The sequence below is a fragment of the Delftia sp. BGA-UO-ETr-SB1 genome (genome assembly GCF_059567865.1).
Genome location: NZ_JCAQOW010000005.1, coordinates 1,307,009 through 1,323,814, shown reverse-complemented (window position 1 = coordinate 1,323,814; position 16,806 = coordinate 1,307,009). Strand labels below are relative to the sequence as shown.

The 16,806-nt window shown below is 68.6% G+C and carries 14 protein-coding genes; 6 read left to right on the top strand and 8 right to left on the bottom strand.

The annotated features are described in order from the left end of the window. Positions 1-3: 3 nt before the first annotated feature. From AC57B5_RS16160 to AC57B5_RS16150, 3 genes are read right to left on the bottom strand one after another with little or no spacing between them, the layout of a single operon-like run. Positions 4-933 (bottom strand): branched-chain amino acid ABC transporter permease, encoded by a 930-nt coding sequence (locus tag AC57B5_RS16160; protein ID WP_012203088.1) that lies wholly within the window; start codon positions 931-933, stop codon positions 4-6. Between the two features lie 10 nt (positions 934-943). Continuing rightward, positions 944-1,729, bottom strand: a complete 786-nt coding sequence (locus tag AC57B5_RS16155) for an ABC transporter ATP-binding protein (RefSeq protein ID WP_012203089.1) — start codon at positions 1,727-1,729, stop codon at positions 944-946. A 14-nt stretch (positions 1,730-1,743) separates the two neighbouring features. Next, the gene (locus AC57B5_RS16150; RefSeq protein WP_013804349.1) at positions 1,744-3,681 is read right to left on the bottom strand and encodes an AMP-dependent synthetase/ligase; all 1,938 of its coding nucleotides are present in this window, start codon (positions 3,679-3,681) and stop codon (positions 1,744-1,746) included. A gap of 319 nt (positions 3,682-4,000) precedes the next feature. Here AC57B5_RS16150 and AC57B5_RS16145 point away from each other — a divergent pair, with 319 nt between their 5' ends. Beyond that, positions 4,001-4,729 (top strand): Crp/Fnr family transcriptional regulator, encoded by a 729-nt coding sequence (locus AC57B5_RS16145; protein ID WP_012203091.1) that lies wholly within the window; start codon positions 4,001-4,003, stop codon positions 4,727-4,729. Between the two features lie 28 nt (positions 4,730-4,757). On the opposite strand, the gene AC57B5_RS16140 is transcribed toward AC57B5_RS16145, so the two are convergent. Genes AC57B5_RS16140 through AC57B5_RS16130 form a run of 3 tightly spaced genes read right to left on the bottom strand, consistent with a single transcriptional unit; the run spans position 4,758 to position 8,139 of the window. Beyond that, positions 4,758-5,966 carry a CaiB/BaiF CoA transferase family protein gene (locus AC57B5_RS16140; RefSeq protein WP_496399916.1) on the bottom strand — a complete coding sequence of 403 codons (1,209 nt, stop codon included), beginning with the start codon at positions 5,964-5,966 and terminating at the stop codon, positions 4,758-4,760. After that, the gene (locus AC57B5_RS16135) at positions 5,966-6,955 is read right to left on the bottom strand and encodes a Bug family tripartite tricarboxylate transporter substrate binding protein (protein ID WP_496399915.1); all 990 of its coding nucleotides are present in this window, start codon (positions 6,953-6,955) and stop codon (positions 5,966-5,968) included. Before AC57B5_RS16135 ends, AC57B5_RS16140 begins: the two co-directional genes overlap by 1 nt. 14 nt (positions 6,956-6,969) lie before the next feature. Next, complete coding sequence (locus tag AC57B5_RS16130) at positions 6,970-8,139, bottom strand: acyl-CoA dehydrogenase family protein (RefSeq protein WP_180318188.1); 1,170 nt, start codon at positions 8,137-8,139, stop codon at positions 6,970-6,972. A 57-nt stretch (positions 8,140-8,196) separates the two neighbouring features. Here AC57B5_RS16130 and AC57B5_RS16125 point away from each other — a divergent pair, with 57 nt between their 5' ends. Further along, positions 8,197-9,063, top strand: a complete 867-nt coding sequence (locus AC57B5_RS16125) for an IclR family transcriptional regulator (RefSeq protein WP_013804345.1) — start codon at positions 8,197-8,199, stop codon at positions 9,061-9,063. Positions 9,064-9,080: 17 nt separating this feature from the next. Here the strand turns inward: AC57B5_RS16125 and AC57B5_RS16120 are convergent, their stop codons facing one another. Next, the gene (locus tag AC57B5_RS16120; protein ID WP_496399914.1) at positions 9,081-9,620 is read right to left on the bottom strand and encodes a hypothetical protein; all 540 of its coding nucleotides are present in this window, start codon (positions 9,618-9,620) and stop codon (positions 9,081-9,083) included. A gap of 556 nt (positions 9,621-10,176) precedes the next feature. On the opposite strand from AC57B5_RS16120, the gene AC57B5_RS16115 reads away from it, so the two are divergent. The 4 genes from AC57B5_RS16115 to AC57B5_RS16100 all read left to right on the top strand — a co-directional run bounded on the left by AC57B5_RS16115 (position 10,177) and on the right by AC57B5_RS16100 (position 16,099). Next, positions 10,177-11,802 carry a pseudouridine synthase gene (locus AC57B5_RS16115; RefSeq protein ID WP_496399913.1) on the top strand — a complete coding sequence of 542 codons (1,626 nt, stop codon included), beginning with the start codon at positions 10,177-10,179 and terminating at the stop codon, positions 11,800-11,802. Between the two features lie 196 nt (positions 11,803-11,998). Further along, the gene (locus AC57B5_RS16110; protein WP_013804342.1) at positions 11,999-12,496 is read left to right on the top strand and encodes a sigma-70 family RNA polymerase sigma factor; all 498 of its coding nucleotides are present in this window, start codon (positions 11,999-12,001) and stop codon (positions 12,494-12,496) included. Next, on the top strand, positions 12,496-13,566 hold the full coding sequence (locus tag AC57B5_RS16105; protein WP_496399912.1) for a FecR domain-containing protein: 1,071 nt from the start codon (positions 12,496-12,498) through the stop codon (positions 13,564-13,566). Before AC57B5_RS16110 ends, AC57B5_RS16105 begins: the two co-directional genes overlap by 1 nt. Before the next feature lie 121 nt (positions 13,567-13,687). Next, a complete protein-coding gene (locus tag AC57B5_RS16100) occupies positions 13,688-16,099 on the top strand; it encodes a TonB-dependent siderophore receptor (protein ID WP_496399911.1) in 2,412 nt (803 codons plus the stop codon). Positions 16,100-16,123: 24 nt separating this feature from the next. Here the strand turns inward: AC57B5_RS16100 and AC57B5_RS16095 are convergent, their stop codons facing one another. Next, entirely contained in the window at positions 16,124-16,804 is a 681-nt protein-coding gene (locus AC57B5_RS16095; RefSeq protein ID WP_012203103.1) for a Fe2+-dependent dioxygenase, read from the bottom strand. Between the last annotated feature and the right edge of the window lie 2 nt (positions 16,805-16,806).

The following is a 16,806-nucleotide window of genomic DNA, read 5'->3' as shown; positions in this document are numbered from 1 at the left end:
CGGTCAAACGCGATCAATGATTTTGTCGCCGAACAGCCCTTGGGGCCGCACGAGCAGGAAGCACAGGGCCAGACCGTAGGCGAACCAGGTCTCGATGCCGCCGCCGACCATGGGGCCCAGGTAGACCTCGGAGAGCTTCTCGCCCACGCCGATGATCAGGCCGCCGATGATGGCGCCGGGCAGCGAGGTCAGGCCGCCCAGGATCACCACGGGCAGGGCCTTCAGGGCCACCAGCGACAGCGAGTACTGCACGCCCAGCTTGGAGCCCCAGATGATGCCCACCACCAGGGCCACGCCGCCGGCCACCGACCAGACGATGACCCAGATGCGCGACAGCGGGATGCCGATGGACTGCGCCGCCTGGTGGTCGTCGGCCACGGCGCGCAGCGCGCGGCCGGTCTTGGTCTTCTGGAAGAACACGCTGAGCGCGGCCACCAGCAGCGCGGCGATGCAGGCCGCGTACAGGTCTTCCTGGCTGAGCAGCACGCCGCCCTGGAACAGGCCCTCGAGGATGAACATGGGGTCCTTGGGCATGCCCACGTTGATGCTGTAGACGGCGCTGCCGAAGATCATCGGGCCCAGGCCGTCGAGCAGGTAGGCGATGCCCAGCGTGGCCATCAAGAGCGTGATGGGCTCCTGGTTGACCAGGTGGCGCAGCGCCAGCCGCTCGATCACCCAGGCCACGACCACCATGATGGCCAGCGACACGCAGATGGCCAGCAGGTTGGTGAACCAGCCCGGCTCCATGCCGATCCACTTCGGGATCCACTCGGAAAAGCGCGCCATGGCCAGGGCCGAGAACAGCACCATCGCGCCCTGGGCGAAGTTGAACACGCCCGAGGCCTTGAAGATCAGCACGAAGCCGATGGCGATCAGCGCGTACAGCGTGCCCACCATGAGGCCGCCGAACAAGGTTTCCAGAAAAAATCCCATGTCAGTCCCCTCAATGGCCTGTGCCAAGGTAAGCGCGGATCACGTCTTCGTTCTGGCGCACCTCGTCGGGTGCGCCGTCGCCGATCTTCTTGCCGTAGTCCAGCACCACGACGCGGTCGCTGATGTCCATGACCACGCCCATGTCGTGCTCGATCAGCACGATGGTGGAGCCGAACTCGTCGTTGACATCGAGGATGAAGCGGCACATGTCCTGCTTTTCCTCCACGTTCATGCCGGCCATGGGCTCGTCCAGCAGCAGCACCTGCGGCTGCATGGCCAGGGCGCGGCCCAGGTCCACGCGCTTTTGCAGGCCGTAGGGCAGCTGGCCCACGGGGGTCTTGCGGTAGGCCTGGATCTCCAGGAAGTCGATGATGTGCTCGACGAACTCGCGGTGGCGGATCTCCTCGCGCTGGGCCGGGCCCAGGCGCAGGGCCTGCATCAGGATGCCGCTTTTGATCTGCAGGTTGCGGCCGGTCATGATGTTGTCGATCACGCTCATGCCCTTGAACAGCGCCAGGTTCTGGAAGGTGCGCGCCACGCCCATCTCGGCCACCTGGCGGCTGTTCATGTGGCTGAAGGTCTTGCCCCGGAAGGTGATCGATCCCTCGGACGGCGTGTACACGCCGTTGATGCAGTTGAGCATGGAGCTCTTGCCTGCGCCGTTGGGGCCGATGATGGAGCGGATCTCGTGCTCGCGCACATCGAACGAGATGTCCGTCAGCGCCTTCACCCCGCCGAAGCGCAGGCTGATGTTCTTGATGTCGAGGATGACATCGCCGATCTTCTTGTGGGTCATGTCAGCGGCTCCGGTCAGGCCCTGGCGGTGGCGGCCACCGAATGGGTTTTGGCATCGATGATGGACAGCGTGGCGCTGACGCTGCCGGTGCGGCCGTCCTCGAACTTGACCTGGGTCTCGATGAACTGCTCACGCTTGCCCGTGTACAGCGCATCGACCAGCACGCCGTACTTGTCGGCAATGAAGCCGCGGCGCACCTTGCGCGTGCGGGTCAGCTCGTCGTCGTCGGGGTCCAGCTCCTTGTGCAGCACCAGGAAGCGCGCCACCTGCGTGTCGGCCATGCCGGCCTCGGCGGCCAGGTCGGCGTTCACCTGGGCCACGCAGTCGGCCACCATCTCCAGCACCTTGGCCTTCGATGCCAGGTCCACATAGCCGCCATAGGGCAGGCCCTGGCGCTCGGCCCAGTTGCCCACGGCCTCGTAGTCGATGTTGATGAAGGCGCAGACCTGGTCGCGGCCGTGGCCGAAGCACACCGCCTCCTTGATCTGGGGGAAGAACTTGAGCTTGTTCTCGATGTAGTTGGGCGCGAACATGGCGCCCCGGCTGGTCTTGCCCACGTCCTTGGCGCGGTCGATGATGCGCAGCTGGCCGCTGGCGTCGATCACGCCGGCATCGCCCGTGTGGAACCAGCCGTCGGCATCCACCACCTCGGCCGTGGCGTCGGGGCGCTTGTAGTACTCCTTGAGCACGGACACGCCCTTGAGCAGCACCTCTCCGTTGTCGGCGATCTTCAGCTCGATGCCCGGTGCGGCCTGGCCCACGCTGCTCAGCTCCACCTGCCCGTCGCGCTGTATGCACACATAGGCGCAGGTCTCGGTCTGGCCGTAGAGCTGCTTGAGGTTGATGCCGATGGAGCGGAAGAAGCGGAACAGCTCGGGCCCGATGGCCGCACCCGCCGTATAGGCCACGCGGATGCGCGACAGGCCCATGGCATTGCGCAGCGGCCCGTAGATGCACAGGTCGCCCAGCGCGTACTTCAGGCGGTCCAGCGTGCCCACCTTCTTGCCGTCCAGGATGTCCGAGCCCACGCGGCGCGCCACGGCCATGGCGCGGCCGTACATCCATTGCTTGAAGGGCGCGGCATCCTCCATGCGGATGGACACCGAGGTCAGCATGCCCTCGAAGATGCGCGGTGGCGCGAAGTAGTAGCTGGGGCCGATCTCGCGCAGGTCGATGGACACGGTCGAGGCCGACTCCGGGCAGTTGATGGTGAAGCCCGCCACCAGCCACTGCGCGAAGGAAAACAGATGGTCGCCCACCCAGGCCGGGGGCAGGTAGGAGATCACGTTGTCGCCGGGGCCCAGGCGGTCCACCTGCACGCCGCCGCGTGCCGACTCGCCAAAGCTGCGGTGCGTCTGGCACACGCCCTTGGGCTTGCCGGTCGTGCCCGAGGTGTAGAGGATGACCGAGACATCGTCGGGCGACAGCGCGGCCAGCATCGCATCCCAGGCGCCCGGGTGTGCGGCATCCCACTCCTGGCCCTTTTGCAGCAGCGCCTCGGTGCTGATCAGCCCGGGCTGGTCGTAGTGGCGCAGGCCGCGCGGGTCGTCATAGATGATGTGGCCGAGGCCGGAGACGCTCTCGCGCACCTCCAGCAGCTTGTCGACCTGCTCCTGGTTCTCGGCAAAGGCGAAGTCGATCTCGGCATCCTCGATGACGAAGCGCATCTCGGCGGCCACGGCATCCTGATACAGCGGGATCGGTACGCCGCCCAGCGCCTGCACGGCAATGAAGCCCATGTAGACATGGGGCCGGTTGTCGCTGATGAAGGCCAGATTCTGGCCGCGTGCCAGGCCCAGCGCCGCCAGGCCGCAGGCCATGTGGCGCACGGTCTCGGCGGCCTCGCTCCAGCTCCAGGTCTGCCAGATGCCGTATTCCTTCTCGCGCAGCGCCGGCGCCTGGGGGCGCTGGGCGGCATGCTGGAGCAGCAGGTGCGGGAACGTGGTCGTCATTCCATGTCCTTGGATGTTCGTGAATGGTGGTCGCATGGTGCAGATGCCCAGGCTGTGACCTACCGGCTTGGACTGCATCCTAGGACTGGCTTTGACGCCGTGGTGTCTGTTTGACGACAATCCGCGGGAAACTCATCATCGGGAAAACGCGCCGTAACAAAAGGTGCCAAAACGGTCTCATGTCCCGCTTGGGGGCTTGCGCATCCGGGAATGTGCGCGCGCCGCGGTCCTTCTGGAAATCCCGCTCACGCCAGCCACCGGGCTCGGGCAATGCTTGGGTGGTTTTGATGATTGATCCGCGCACCCTCGCCGCGACTCCATGAGCCAAGAACTGTCACTGCACCAGCGCCGCCGCGCGCCCCGGCCCGAGGAACTCGAAGGCATTCCCTGGCTGGCCGTACTCCAGCCCGCCGAGCGCGAACGGGCCCAGAAGGCGCTGGTCGTCGGCGACGCCCAGCCCGGCGACTATGTCTGCCGCACCGGCCGCGCGCCCACCTACTGGTTCGGCGTGGTCGAAGGCCTGCTCAAGATGAACACCGACGGCGCCGATGGCGCCAGCATGACCCTGGCCGGCCTGCCCCCGGGCGGCTGGTTCGGCGAAGGCACGGCCGTCAAGCGCGAGCCCTACCGCTACAACGTGCAGGCCATACGCCGCAGCGTGGTCGGCGGCCTGCCCATAGAAACCTTCCACTGGCTGCTGGACCACTCCATCGGCTTCAACCGCTTCGTCATGAGCCAGCTCAACGAGCGCCTGGGCCAATTCATCTCGGCCCGCGAAATCGACCGCCTCACCAACCCCGACCTGCGCGTGGCCCGCAGCCTGGCCGCGCTCTTTCACCCGCTGCTGTACCCGGGCGTGGGCGAGGTGCTGCGCATCACCCAGCAGGAACTGGCCTACCTGGTCGGCCTGTCGCGCCAGCGCGTCAACGAAGCGCTGTCCGTGCTGCAGCGCGAAAACGCCATCGTCGTGGAGTACGGCGGCCTGCGCGTGCTCGACCTGGAAGCGCTGCGCAGCGGGCTGTTTGCGGCGGCGCGGCGGGCGGCCTGACGCCGCCCACTGCCACCCACTTGCGGCCTCAGATCACGCCTTCGCGCCGCAGCCTCTCCTGCTGCTGCGCATCCAGCCCCAGCGCCGCATAGATGCGTGCATTGTCCTGGCCTGTGGCCGGGCCGCTGCGGGGCGAAGGGGCCTGGCGGCCGGTAAAGCGTGGCACGGGCGCGGGGGCGGCGAGGGGGCCCAGGTCGGGGTCGGGCAGGGTGATGAAGCTGCCGCGTGCCGCGAAATGCGGGTCCTGCAGCGCGTCCTCGGCCGAGCAGACCTTGCTGAACGGAATGTCGTGCGCGGCCAGCGCGGCCGTGGCCTGGGCGCAGTCCAGGCCTGCGCACCATTGCACGATCTGCGCATCCAGCGCCTGCAGGTGGCGTATGCGCGCGGCGTTGTCCGCAAAGCGCGGGTCGGCGGCCATGTCGGCGCGGTCCATGGCCTGGCACAGGCGCGTGAAGATGGTGTCGCCCGTGGCGACCACGGTGAGCCAGGCGCCGTCGCGCGTGCGGTAGACGTTGGAGGGCGCCGTGTAGCCCGCGCACGATCCCGTGCGGCTGCGTGCCTGTCCGCCCAGCTGGAATTCGGCCGCCAGAGGGTCCAGCAGGCGCAGCATGGCTTCGGTGGCTGACAGGTCGATCTCCACGCCGCGCCGTTCGCCATGCGGCTGCGCGTTGCGCTCGGCCAGTGCGGCCGCGATGGAGAAGGCGCCGAACAGGCCGGCCACGGCATCGCCCAGCGGGTAGTTCATGTGCTGGGGCGGGCCGTCCGCCTCGCCCGTGAGGTGGGCGAAGCCGCTCATGGCCTCGAAGATGCGCGCAAAGCCCGGCCGGCGCGCATAGGGGCCGGTCTGGCCGAAGCCTGTCAGGCGCAGCACGATGAGGCGCGGGTTGTGGGCATGCAAGGTGGCCAGGTCCAGCCCCCAGCGGTCCAGCGTACCGGTGCGGAAGTTCTCCACGAGCACGTCGAAATCCTCGATCAGCCGCAGGAACAGCGTGCGGCCTTCGGCCTTGCGCACATCCAGCGAGATGCCCTGCTTGCCCCGGTTGGCGGTTTTCCAGAACACGGCGTGGCCGTCGTGCACGGGGGCCAGGCTGCGCAGCGTGTCGCCGCCGCCGGGCAGCTCCAGCTTGACGACATCGGCGCCCAGGTCGCCGCACAGCGTGGCCGAGAAGGGGGCGGCCAGCACCGTGGCCATGTCGAGGATGCGCACACCCTCCAGCGGATAGCCTTGGCGCTGCATCAGTTGCCTTTCAGGTCCACGTTCTTCAGCACGGGCTCCCAGGCGCGGCGGTCTTCGGCCACGCGCTTGTGGAAGTCCGCCGTCTGCGTGGGCAGCGGCGTGGCACCCAGGCGCGCCAGCTTGTCGCGTGTCTCGGGCAAGGCCATGGCCTTGGCCAGCGCCTGGTTGAGCGTGGCCACGATCTGCTGCGGCGTGCCCTTGGGCGCGGCCAGGCCCACCCACAGGCCGGTGTCCAGCCCGGCCACGCCCAGCTCGGCAAAGGTGGGAATGTCGGGCGCTGCGGGCGAGCGGCTCTTGCCGGTCTGCGCCAGGATGCGGATCTGCCCGCCCTGCATGTAGGGCAGGGTGCCGCCCAGGTTGTTGCACATCACCGGGATGTGGCCGGCCATGAGGTCGTTGACGGCCGGGGCATTGCCCTTGTAAGGCAGGTGCTGCATCTTCGTGCCGAGCCGGTGGTTGACCATCTCGCAGACCAGGTGCGAGGGCGTGGCCGTGCCGGCCGAGCCGAAGGACAGCGTGCCGGGCCTGGCCTTGTCGGCCGCCACCAGTTCGGCCAGCGTGCGGTAGGGGGTCTTGGCGTTGACGGCGATGACGTTGGGCAGGTCGGCCACCAGGCCGATGTACTCGTAGTCGGTCAGCGGATTCCACTTGAGGTTGGCGTGCACATGGGGCAGGAAGACATTGCTCAGGCCTGCCATGAGCAGGGTGTAGCCGTCGGGCGCTGCGCGCGCAACGAGTTCCGAGCCCACCAGGCTGCCTGCGCCCGGCTTGTTCTCCACCACCACCGGCTGGCCCAGGGCCTGGCCCAGTTCCACCGACAGTGCGCGGGCCACGAGGTCGGTGCTGCCGCCTGCGGGAAAGGGAACGATCACGCGCACGGGCCGATCGGGAAAAGCCGCCTGGGCCGCCTGGGTAGCCTGCGCGCAGGCACACAGCGCAGCCAGCAGGCCCAGGGTGGCCAAGTGCTTCGAGGTGAGGGGGTGTGTCATGGGGGCCTCCGGTGTCAGGCGCTCTCGCGCAGCATGAGCTTGGCGATGTTGAGCTGGTGGATCTGGCTGGTGCCTTCGTAGAGGCGGAACAGGCGCACGTCGCGGAAGTAGCGCTCGATGGGGCTGAAGTCGGCCACATAGCCTGCGCCGCCGAACATCTGCACCGCGCGGTCGGCCACGCGGCCGCACATCTCGGAGGCGAAGTACTTGCACATGGAGGCGGACAGCGCCACGTCCTCGCCCCGGTCGCGGGCGCGGGCGGCCTCCAGGATCATGGATTGCGCCGCGAAGATCTCGGTGCGGCTGTCGGCCAGCATGGCCTGCACCAGCTGGAAGTTCGCCACCGGCTGGCCGAACTGCTCGCGCTGGCGCACATGGGCCAGCGCCAGGTCCAGCATGCGGATCGCCGGCCCCGTGCACAGCGCTGCCAGGTGCAGGCGCTGCTTGTTGAGCACCTTCATCACGGTCTTGAAGCCCTGGCCCTCGCGCCCGCCGATGATCTGGTCGGCCGGCACGCGGCAGTCCTGGAAATGCACGTCGGACACGGGCGAGCCCGCCTGGCCCATCTTGCGATAGGGCTGGCCCGTCACCAGGCCCGGCGAGCGCTCCACGAAGAAGGCCGTCAGCCCCTCGCTGCCCGTGCTGCCTTCGCCGGTGCGGGCGATGACGGTGAACACATCGGCCAGCGGCGCATTGGTGATGAAGCGCTTGCTGCCGTTGAGCACGTAATGGTCGCCCTCGCGGCGCGCCGTGGTCTGGATGTTGCTCGCCTCCGAGCCCGCGTCCGGCTCGGTCAGCGCCAGGCAACCCGTGAGCTCGCCGCGCGCCATGCGCGGCAGCCAGCGCTGCTTTTGCGCCTCGGTGCCGTCGGCCACCAGGGCTTCCGAGCCAATCCCGGTGTTGGTGCCCACGCGGGCCCGCAGCGCCACCGAGGCCTGGGACAGCTCGAAGGCGCAGCGCACCAGCTCCTCGGTGCTCAGGCCCAGGCCGCCGTAGGCCTGGGGAATGCTCCAGCCGAAATAGCCCTTGTCGCGCAGCTCCTGGACCACGGCGGGCGGAATGCTGTCGTCGCGCTCGATCTGCTCTTCGAGCGGATGCCAGCGGTGGCGCACGAAATGGCGGATGTCTGCAATCAACGCCTGCAGGCGGGCGTCGGCGGGATGGGGGGTGGGGGCTTGGCTCATGGGCCGCACTGTAGGAAGCGCGGGCACCAGGGCTGCAATGCAGTTTCAAATATTGAAATGCAGTTGCGGCTTTGCGGCCGTGGTCCGCACAATCGCCACGTGCCCCACACCCCCATTGCCCACCAACCCAGGGACTCGCAGGATGTCTGCCGCATCCGCGAGCAGGACCCGTATTTCGCGGGCACGCTGGCCAAGGGGCTGATGATTCTCCAGTGCTTCGTCAGCGACCCGCGCCCGCATGCCAACAGCGAGCTGGCCCGCCGCCTGGGCCTGCCGCGCCCCACCGTGTCCAGGCTGTGCCGCAGCCTGCAGACCATGGGCTACCTGGACCATGACGAGCGGCTGGACCGCTACTTCGTCGGCCCGGCCGCCGTCGCCCTGGGCTACCCCTATGTGATCAATACGCCCTTGCTCGGCCCGCTGCGCCTGCCCATGCAGGCGCTGGCCGACCGTGTGAAGGGGGCGGTGTCGGTGGGCGTGGTCATGGACCTGGATGTGGTCTACCTGGATACCTGCGCCTGGGAGGGCGGCACGCTCAAGCGACCCGGCGTGGGCGCCGTGCGCGGCGTGCTGGAAACGGCCATGGGCCGGGCAGGGCTGGCCCAGCTCGATGCCGGGGAACTGCAGCGCTTCCTGGACCGCGTGCGCAGCCAGCGGCCCGAGGAATATGCGCGCTGCATGGACAACGCCAGCGAAAGCCTGGCGCACTATGCCGCCCGGGGCTTTGCGGTCAACATGGGCGACTCCGGCCTGGGCGTGTGCGCCGTGGGTGCGGCCTCGCGCATCCGCTATGGTTCGCGCCGCCTGCTGTTCAACTGCGCTGTGCCGGGCCTGCGCATGCCGGCCCGCACGCTGATCCGGGATGTGGGCCCCCAGTTGGCGCAGTTGGTGGCCCTGTGCGACCGGCTGCCCGTGGACCGCTGATCTGCGGGCCTGGCGCTTCAGAAAGCGGCCAGCACGATGCCGATGGCCAGCAGCACGCCGAAGGAGATCCAGCCGTTCTTCTGGTCCAGGCCGCCGATCTGGCGCAGCGCCTCTTCGCGCGCAGCGCCCACCAGGCCCCTCTGGTTGATCTGCTGTATGCGCGTGACCAGCCATTGCAGGTAGGTGCGCTTGACCGTGAACGAGATGGCCACCGCGATGCCGAGCACGCGCCCGGCGCCGCCCGTGCCGGGCATCAGCAAATTGATGATCAACAGGGTGATGAAGGCCACCACGGCATAGGCGTAGACGCGGCGCGCAATGGCCCAGGAAACGCCCATGAAGGGAATGGCGGTCCAGCAGGGACTCATGGATGCGAAAAAGCCCTTTTTCCCGCTGACCATGCGCGCCCACAGTGGCCGGTATTTTTCAGCATTCGGTCCGATGGCGGTCTCCATATCGGACCACTCGATTCCAGTCAAGTCCGGCTTGGTGATAAGCAGTGCCTTGAATTGTTCTTTCAATGGAGTGGAATTCGATAGGTTGGGTGTATCGCTCATGGTTTTCCTTGTTGAATGAGGCGGGAGTCCGGGCGGGATGGTCTGGATACCGCAGCAGGCGCTGCGCGAAGGGCTGTTGTCTCGAAAGAGCCCCCGTTTCTGGACGGGCGCCATTCTATGGGGAGATGTATGGGCAATGGCAAGCCCAATGGGTTGATTCGCAATCGCCAATGAATGAAATCGCCCAAATAAAATACAGTTTTTTACATATTGCATGCCGTGCCTTGCAAGATCCCAATCGGCCGGATTGAAGATGTTTTGCCGATGTGATTCGCTTCTTGTCGATTTTTCATTGAGGATTCATCAGGTTGTGCATATCGCGCCGGATACAGTGATCGGGATGGGTCGGCCGCCAGGTGCATTGCATGGGGCATGAATGTGTGGTGCGGAACATGGCGAGCCCGCCGGGGCGCAGGGCCGGGCGGCGGGGCTGGCAAGGGGGCCCTGGCGGCCTGCCCGCAGGCCGCCCGATAGCCGCCCGATAGCCGAGCGCAATGCCCGTATTGGCCGCAGGGCGCAGCCGCTGCGGGCCTTGCCGCGCGACAATGGCGGTCTAATGTCATCCCCTACTTCTTCCAAACCGTCCCGGCCCGGCGCCGACGAGGCGGCAGCGCCCTCCGCGCGCCCTGTGCTGCGCCGCCCCGAAAAGCCACAGGCCGAGCCGGCTGGCGATGCCCGCCGCCCTTCGGGTGGCGCGGGCAAATCTGCGGGCGCACGCGGCGGCCCGCGCAGTGACCGCAACGACCGCAATGAACGTGGCGGCGACCGTGGCGGCCGCAATGATCGTTACGAGCGCTCCGACCGCCGTGATGCCCCCCCTCGCGGCGATGCCCGCGGTGCGGCACCCCGAGGCGATGCCCCCCGCGGCGCAGCACCCCGCGACGACGCCCGTGACCAGCGCCCGCGCAGCAGCGGTTTCGGCCGTGCCGAGGACCTGGACCGTTCCCAGCCGCGTGGCGACTGGCGCGAACAGGGCGGCGGCGAAAACCGTGCCCCGCGCGAGCAGCGCGACATGCGCGATGCCCGTGATACGCGCGATGCCCGCTCCCCGCGCCCGCCCCGCCCGGACGATCGCCGCGACCGGCCCTATGGCCAGCGCGATGAGCGTCCGCGTGATGGTCAGCGCGATGGCCAACGTGACGGCCAGCGCGATGGACCCCGTGACGGCCCGCGTGAAGGTGGTTTCCGCGACCGTCCCCGCGACGACGCTCGCGGCCCCCGCCGTGACGATGCGCGCGGACCGCGCCGCGACGACGCCCGTGGTCCCCGCCGTGATGACGCCCGTGGCCCGCGCCGCGACGAGGCGCCCCAGGCCGAGCCCGCCTACCGTCCGCTCAGCGGCATCCGCACCTACCGTCCCGCCGACGGTGGTGCCAGCCGCGAAATCCCCGTCAAGCGTGCTCCCGAGCCGCTGCAGGAGCAGGTTCCCGGTGGCGTGCGCATCAACAAGCGCCTGGCCGACATGGGCCTGTGCTCGCGCCGCGAGGCCGACGAGTGGGTGGACAAGGGTTGGGTCCGCGTCAATGGCGAACTCGCCGTGATGGGCCAGAACGTGGTGGCGGCCGACCGCATCACGGTCGAGCGCGAGGCGCGCGAGCGCCAGGACCAGCAGGTCACCATCCTGATCCACAAGCCCATGGGCTATGTCAGCGGCCAAGCCGAGGACGGGCACGAGCCCGCCGTGGTCTTGGTCACGCCCCAGAACCACTGGAACCAGGACACCAGCCGCACGCGCTTCAACTTCGCGCAGCTCAAGGGCCTGGCGCCCTGCGGCCGGCTGGACATCGACTCCGTGGGCCTGCTCGTCATGACCCAGGATGGCCGCGTGGCGCGCCAGATCATTGGCGAAGACTCGGAGATGGACAAGGAGTACCTGGTGCGCGTGACCTACGGCGACCGCGACATCGACGTGCAATCCGTGTTCCCGGCCGAACAGCTGGCACGCCTGTGCCATGGCCTGTCGCTGGACGGCGAGGCACTCAAGCCCGCCAAGGTGGACTGGCAGAACCCCGAGCAGCTGCGCTTTGTGCTGACCGAAGGCAAGAAGCGCCAGATCCGCCGCATGTGCGAACTGGTGGGCCTGCGCGTGGTGGGCCTCAAGCGCATCCGCATCGGCCGCGTGACGCTGGGCAATCTGCCTGTGGGCCAGTGGCGCTACCTGGGTGCACACGAGAATTTTTAGCACCCCCTGAGCGGCTGCGCCGCTTCCCCCCTCTCTCGCTTCGCGGGAGGGGGACGGCACCCTCGGTGCGGGACGGCCCTTCCTCGGTGCCCCTGATTTGGGCAGCGACGGTTTTGAGCTCGTGTTTAGAATGCGAACCATTCTCAAACGAGCTTCAGCGCTGCGGCACGCCAGTCCGGGGCGCGTCCGTCTTTTCATGCGCGCACCGGCCGATCCCGTACACACCCTCTATGTCGAACACCACGGCTGGCTGCAAGGCTGGCTGCGCCGCAAGCTGGGCAATGTGTTCGAGGCTTCCGATATCGCTCACGACACTTTCGTCAACGTGATCACCTCGGGCATGGCCGGCCGCATCGAGCAGCCGCGCCCCTTTCTGGCCACCGTGGCCCGCCATCTTGTGATCCGCCAGCACCGGCGCCGGCTGCTGGAGCGCGCCTATCTCGACACCCTGGCCCTGTTGCCCGCTGAACTTGCCCCTTCGCCCGAAGAGCGGCTGATCGCCCTCGAATCGCTGCAGGCCGTGGACCAGGCGCTGGACGCGCTGGCGCCCAAGGTGCGCGAGGCCTTCCTGCTGGCCCACCTCGAAGGCCTGAGCTATGCGGACATCGCCACGCGCCTGGGCGTGTCCATGACCAGCGTCAAGCGCTATCTGGCCCAGGGCTATGAGCGCTGCTTCGTGCTGGCGCTGTCCTGATGGCGCCGGTGCCTCCTTCCGATCCTCGGCGCCTGTCCAGCGCCGCGCCGCTACCCGGCAGCAGTATCCAGGCGCCCCAGGCGCTGGGCCGGCCCTTGCCGGCCGGCGTGGCGCGGGCGGCGGCTGGCTGGTTTGCGCTGCTGCAATCGGGCCAGGCCTCGGCCGCCGACCGGGCGCGCTGGCAGCGCTGGCTCGATGAAGACGCCGACCATGGCCGCGCCTGGGCCCATCTGCAGGCCGTCACGGGCGCGCTGACGGGGCTCAACGCCGGTGGCGCGGGCTATCGCAGCCTGTCCGCCGCTCCCCGGGCTGCGCGGCGGCGCCTGCTGGGCCTGTTTGCGGGCCTGGGCACGGCGGCGGGCGCGGGCTGGCTGGCCAGCCGCACGCCGCAGTGGCAGCAGATGGCGGCCGACTACGCCACGGGCACGCAGCGCCGCCGCTGGACCCTGCCCGACGGCACGGACATGCTGTTGGGCCCCGGCAGCGCCGTGGCCTTGCAGTTCGACGGCAGCGAACGCCGTCTGCGCCTGCTGGCTGGCGAGGCGCTGTTCACCACCGGCCATCCCGCAGGAACGTTGGGCGATCTGCCCTTTGTGGTGGAGACCGCCCACGGCCGCGTGCGCGCCCTTGGCACGCGCTTCATGGTGCGCAGCAGCCATGCAGGTGCGCGCGTGGCGGTGTTCGAGCGCGCCGTGGAACTGCGCACGGCCGGCACAGGCGCATCCGCACTGCGTCTGCAGGCGGGCGAGGCCATGGACTTCACGCGCACGGGCTGGAGCAAGGTGCAGCCGGCCGGCCCTGCGGACGACGCCTGGAGCCGGGGCCAATTGTGGGTGGACAACCAGCGCCTGGACGACTTCCTGGCCGAGCTCAACCGCTACCGCCCCGGCTGGCTGCACGCCGATCCGGCCGTGGCCGGGCTGCGGTTCTCAGGCGTGTTCCCGCTGGACGAAGGCGGCATCGATGGCACGGACGCCGTGCTGGCCATGCTGCCCGGTGCGCTGCCCGTGCAACTGCGCTGGCGCACGCGCTGGTGGGTGGTGGTGGAGCCTGTGCAGGCGCGCGGCTGAGGCTTTTTTCTTCCTTTTCGCATTTTTTTTGCGCCGGGGGTGACCCGATTTCCCGCGCCGCGCTTCCTTGTTTCCGAGAGCTTTGATTTTCGACATCGGAACACAGGGAGAACCCAGGACCATGCAACCCCTTTTCATGCCCCGCCCCGCGCTGGCGCTGGCCATCGCGCTCATGCCCGCCGCCGTGCTGGCCCAGGCCCAGCGCAGCTATGACGTCGCTGCCGGCCCGCTGGATGCCGCCTTGCGCAGCACGGCCGCCCAGGCCGGCGTGGCCCTGATCTTCACGGCCGAGCAGACGGCCGGGCAGCGCAGCGCGGGCCTGCGCGGCAGCTATACGGTGGAGGGCGCCTTCGAGGCCCTGCTGGCCGGCACCGCCTGGCAGGCCGTGCGCCAGGCCAGCGGCGCCTATGCGCTGCGGCGCGTGGAGCAGGTGGTGCCCGCTGCCGCTGCAGGCGCCACGCTGGCCACGGTCAACGTGACGGCGGCTGCCGAGCGCAGCGCGGTCTCCGAAGGCACGGGCTCCTACGCCACGCGCCAGTCCAGCACGGCCACACGGCTGGGCCTGTCGCAGCGCGAGACGCCGCAGTCCGTCAGCGTGGTCACGCGCCAGCTCATGGACGACCAGGGCCTGACCAGCCTGCCGGAGGTGCTGGAGAAGACGCCCGGCATCACCGTGGGCCGCAACGACAGCGAGCGCACCACCTTCTACTCGCGCGGCTATGCCATCGAGAATTTCCAGTTCGACGGCGTGCCCAACACCATGGACTCGGCCAACCAGTACACCACCTCGCTGGCCGACAGCGCCATCTATGACCGCGTGGAAGTGGTCAAGGGAGCGACCGGCCTGCTCACGGGCGCGGGCTATCCGTCGGCCGTGGTCAACCTGGTGCGCAAGCGGCCCACCAAGACCTTCCAGGCCTCGGCCGAGGCGGCCATCGGCAGCCATGACCGGTTGCGCGGCGTGGGCGACATCTCCGCGCCGCTGACCGAGGACGGCCGCGTGCGCGCCCGCGTGGTGGCCGTGGCGCAGAACGCCAAGTCCCATGTGGACGACTACAGCCGCAACGTGCGCAGCCTGTACGGCATCATCGAGGCCGACCTGGGCCCGGGCACGGTGGCCAGCCTGGGCATTGACCACATGCAGACGCGCGCCAACGGGGCCAGCTTCGGCCACATCCCGCTGTTCTTCAAGGATGGCAGCCGCACGCATTTCCCCACCTCGCTGAACCCGGCCGCGCGCTGGTCGTACTGGGACAACGACAGCACCAACCTGTTTGCCGAACTCAAGCACAGCTTCGGCAATGGCTGGAAGGCGGACCTGTCGGCCAGCCGGCTGCGCCAGTCGCGCGACGTGGAGGTCGGCGTGGCCGCCCACGGCATGGTGGACCCGGTCAGCGGCCTGGGCATCAACATGCTGTCCAACAAGATTCCCACCGATGCCACCACGCAGGCCGTGAATGCGGCGCTGTCCGGGCCGTTGCAGCTGTTCGGGCGCGAGCACGAGCTGTCGTTCGGCGCCAGCTGGTCGCGCCAGCGCCGCCATGCGCCCGGCTACACCAACGCCTACGGCCCCGTGGGCAACTACTTCGAGTGGGACGGCCAGGTGCCCCGGCCCGATTTCCAGCTGAGCGACCACCGCATGACGCGCATCGTGGAGAAGGGCGCCTTCGGTGCAGCACGCCTGCGGCCCACGGACGAGCTGTCCGTGATCCTGGGCGCGCGCGTGAGCTGGTACGACATGCTGGACGACACCACGGGCCTGGACGGCAGCTACGGCGTGAACAACGCGCTGCGCGTGGCGCACAAGACCGTGCCCTATGCAGGCGTGGTCTATGACCTGAGCCGCCAGCTGTCGCTGTACGCCAGCCAGACCGACATCTTCAATCCGCAGACCTACTACAAGGACGCAGCCGGCAGCCCGCTGCCGCCGCTCACCGGCCGCAGCCGCGAAGTGGGCGTGAAGGGCGAGTTCCTGGACGGCCGGCTCAACGCCTCGCTGGCGCTGTTCCACATCCAGCAGCGCAATGCCGCGCAGTACGTCAGCGCCAATCCGGAAACCGGGGAAGAGGTCTATGCGGCCATCGACGGCGTGACCAGCAAAGGCGTGGAGATGGAGGTGTCGGGCAGCATCACGCCGGCCTGGAACATCTACGGCGGCTACACCTACCGTACTTCGCGCGCACCGGCCCAGCCCGATGTGATCCTCAGCGCCGTCAACACCAACCAGCCGCGCCACCTGTTCAAGCTCAGCACCAGCTACCGTCTCAACCCGCAGTGGACCGTGGGCGGCTCGCTGGCCTGGCAGAGCCTGACCTACTACCAGCAATCCTCCGCCCCCTATGCACGCGCCGACCAGCGCGCCTATGCGCTGGTGGGCCTGATGGCGCGCTACGACGTGGACCGCCAGTGGTCGGTGACGCTGAACGTCAACAACCTGTTCGACAAGACCTATATGCCGGGCCTGGGCTCCTATGGCACGGGCGTGTATGGCGATCCGCGCAATGTGCTGCTGACTGCGCGGTACAGGTTCTGATGCGGCTCCCGGACCGCTCTGTCGTCAGGCCTGCGACCACATCCGCAACAGGTTGTGGTACGTGCCGGACAGCGCGGAAAGCGCGGGGTCGCCCGGGTGGCGCACCGTCAGTTGCTGGATCTGCTGGTCCAGGTCGAACAGGATGCGGCGCTTCTCGTCCGAGGCCACGAGGCTGTGCGTCCAGAAGAAGCTGGCGTAGCGCGTGCCGCGCGTGACGGGGTTGACGCGGTGCAGGCTGGTGCCGGGGTAGACGATGGCGTCGCCTGCGGCCAGCTTCACGCTCTGGTGGCCGAAGGTGTCCTCCACGATCAGCTCGCCGCCTTCGTACTCGTCGGGCTCGCTGAAGAACACGGTGGTGGAGACATCGCTGCGCACCTTGATGGCCGTGCCGGGGATGGTGAAGATGGCGTTGTCTATATGGTTGCCGTAGGTGCCGCCGCCCTCGTAGCGGTTGAAGCGCGGCGGCAGCACCTTCAGCGGCAGGGTGGCCGACATGAACAGCGCGCTGGCCCCCAGCTTGTCGAGGATGAGGTTGCCTATCGCCTGGCCGGCCTGGCTGTCCAGCGGCAGCTGCAGGTTGGCCTTGACCTGGGCTGCCAGAGGGCCGGCCGTGGCGCGGCCGTCCTGCCACGGGGCCTGCTCCAGCGCCTGGCGGCATTGGCGCACTTCGTCGGGGCTGAGCAGGGCGGGTATGCGGAGCATCATGG

Excerpts from the sequence above, each read along its gene's own strand:
- AC57B5_RS16140 (WP_496399916.1), bottom strand. The coding sequence starts at position 5,966 with ATGCAGCGCCAAGGCTATCCGCTGGAGGGTGTGCGCATCCTCGACATG.
- AC57B5_RS16115 (WP_496399913.1), top strand. The coding sequence starts at position 10,177 with ATGTCATCCCCTACTTCTTCCAAACCGTCCCGGCCCGGCGCCGACGAG.
- AC57B5_RS16120 (WP_496399914.1), bottom strand. The coding sequence starts at position 9,620 with ATGAGCGATACACCCAACCTATCGAATTCCACTCCATTGAAAGAACAA.
- AC57B5_RS16110 (WP_013804342.1), top strand. The coding sequence starts at position 11,999 with ATGCGCGCACCGGCCGATCCCGTACACACCCTCTATGTCGAACACCAC.
- AC57B5_RS16135 (WP_496399915.1), bottom strand. The coding sequence starts at position 6,955 with ATGACACACCCCCTCACCTCGAAGCACTTGGCCACCCTGGGCCTGCTG.
- AC57B5_RS16105 (WP_496399912.1), top strand. The coding sequence starts at position 12,496 with ATGGCGCCGGTGCCTCCTTCCGATCCTCGGCGCCTGTCCAGCGCCGCG.
- AC57B5_RS16145 (WP_012203091.1), top strand. The coding sequence starts at position 4,001 with ATGAGCCAAGAACTGTCACTGCACCAGCGCCGCCGCGCGCCCCGGCCC.
- AC57B5_RS16130 (WP_180318188.1), bottom strand. The coding sequence starts at position 8,139 with ATGAGCCAAGCCCCCACCCCCCATCCCGCCGACGCCCGCCTGCAGGCG.
- AC57B5_RS16095 (WP_012203103.1), bottom strand. The coding sequence starts at position 16,804 with ATGATGCTCCGCATACCCGCCCTGCTCAGCCCCGACGAAGTGCGCCAA.
- AC57B5_RS16150 (WP_013804349.1), bottom strand. The coding sequence starts at position 3,681 with ATGACGACCACGTTCCCGCACCTGCTGCTCCAGCATGCCGCCCAGCGC.
- AC57B5_RS16155 (WP_012203089.1), bottom strand. The coding sequence starts at position 1,729 with ATGACCCACAAGAAGATCGGCGATGTCATCCTCGACATCAAGAACATC.
- AC57B5_RS16160 (WP_012203088.1), bottom strand. The coding sequence starts at position 933 with ATGGGATTTTTTCTGGAAACCTTGTTCGGCGGCCTCATGGTGGGCACG.
- AC57B5_RS16100 (WP_496399911.1), top strand. The coding sequence starts at position 13,688 with ATGCAACCCCTTTTCATGCCCCGCCCCGCGCTGGCGCTGGCCATCGCG.
- AC57B5_RS16125 (WP_013804345.1), top strand. The coding sequence starts at position 8,197 with ATGCAGTTGCGGCTTTGCGGCCGTGGTCCGCACAATCGCCACGTGCCC.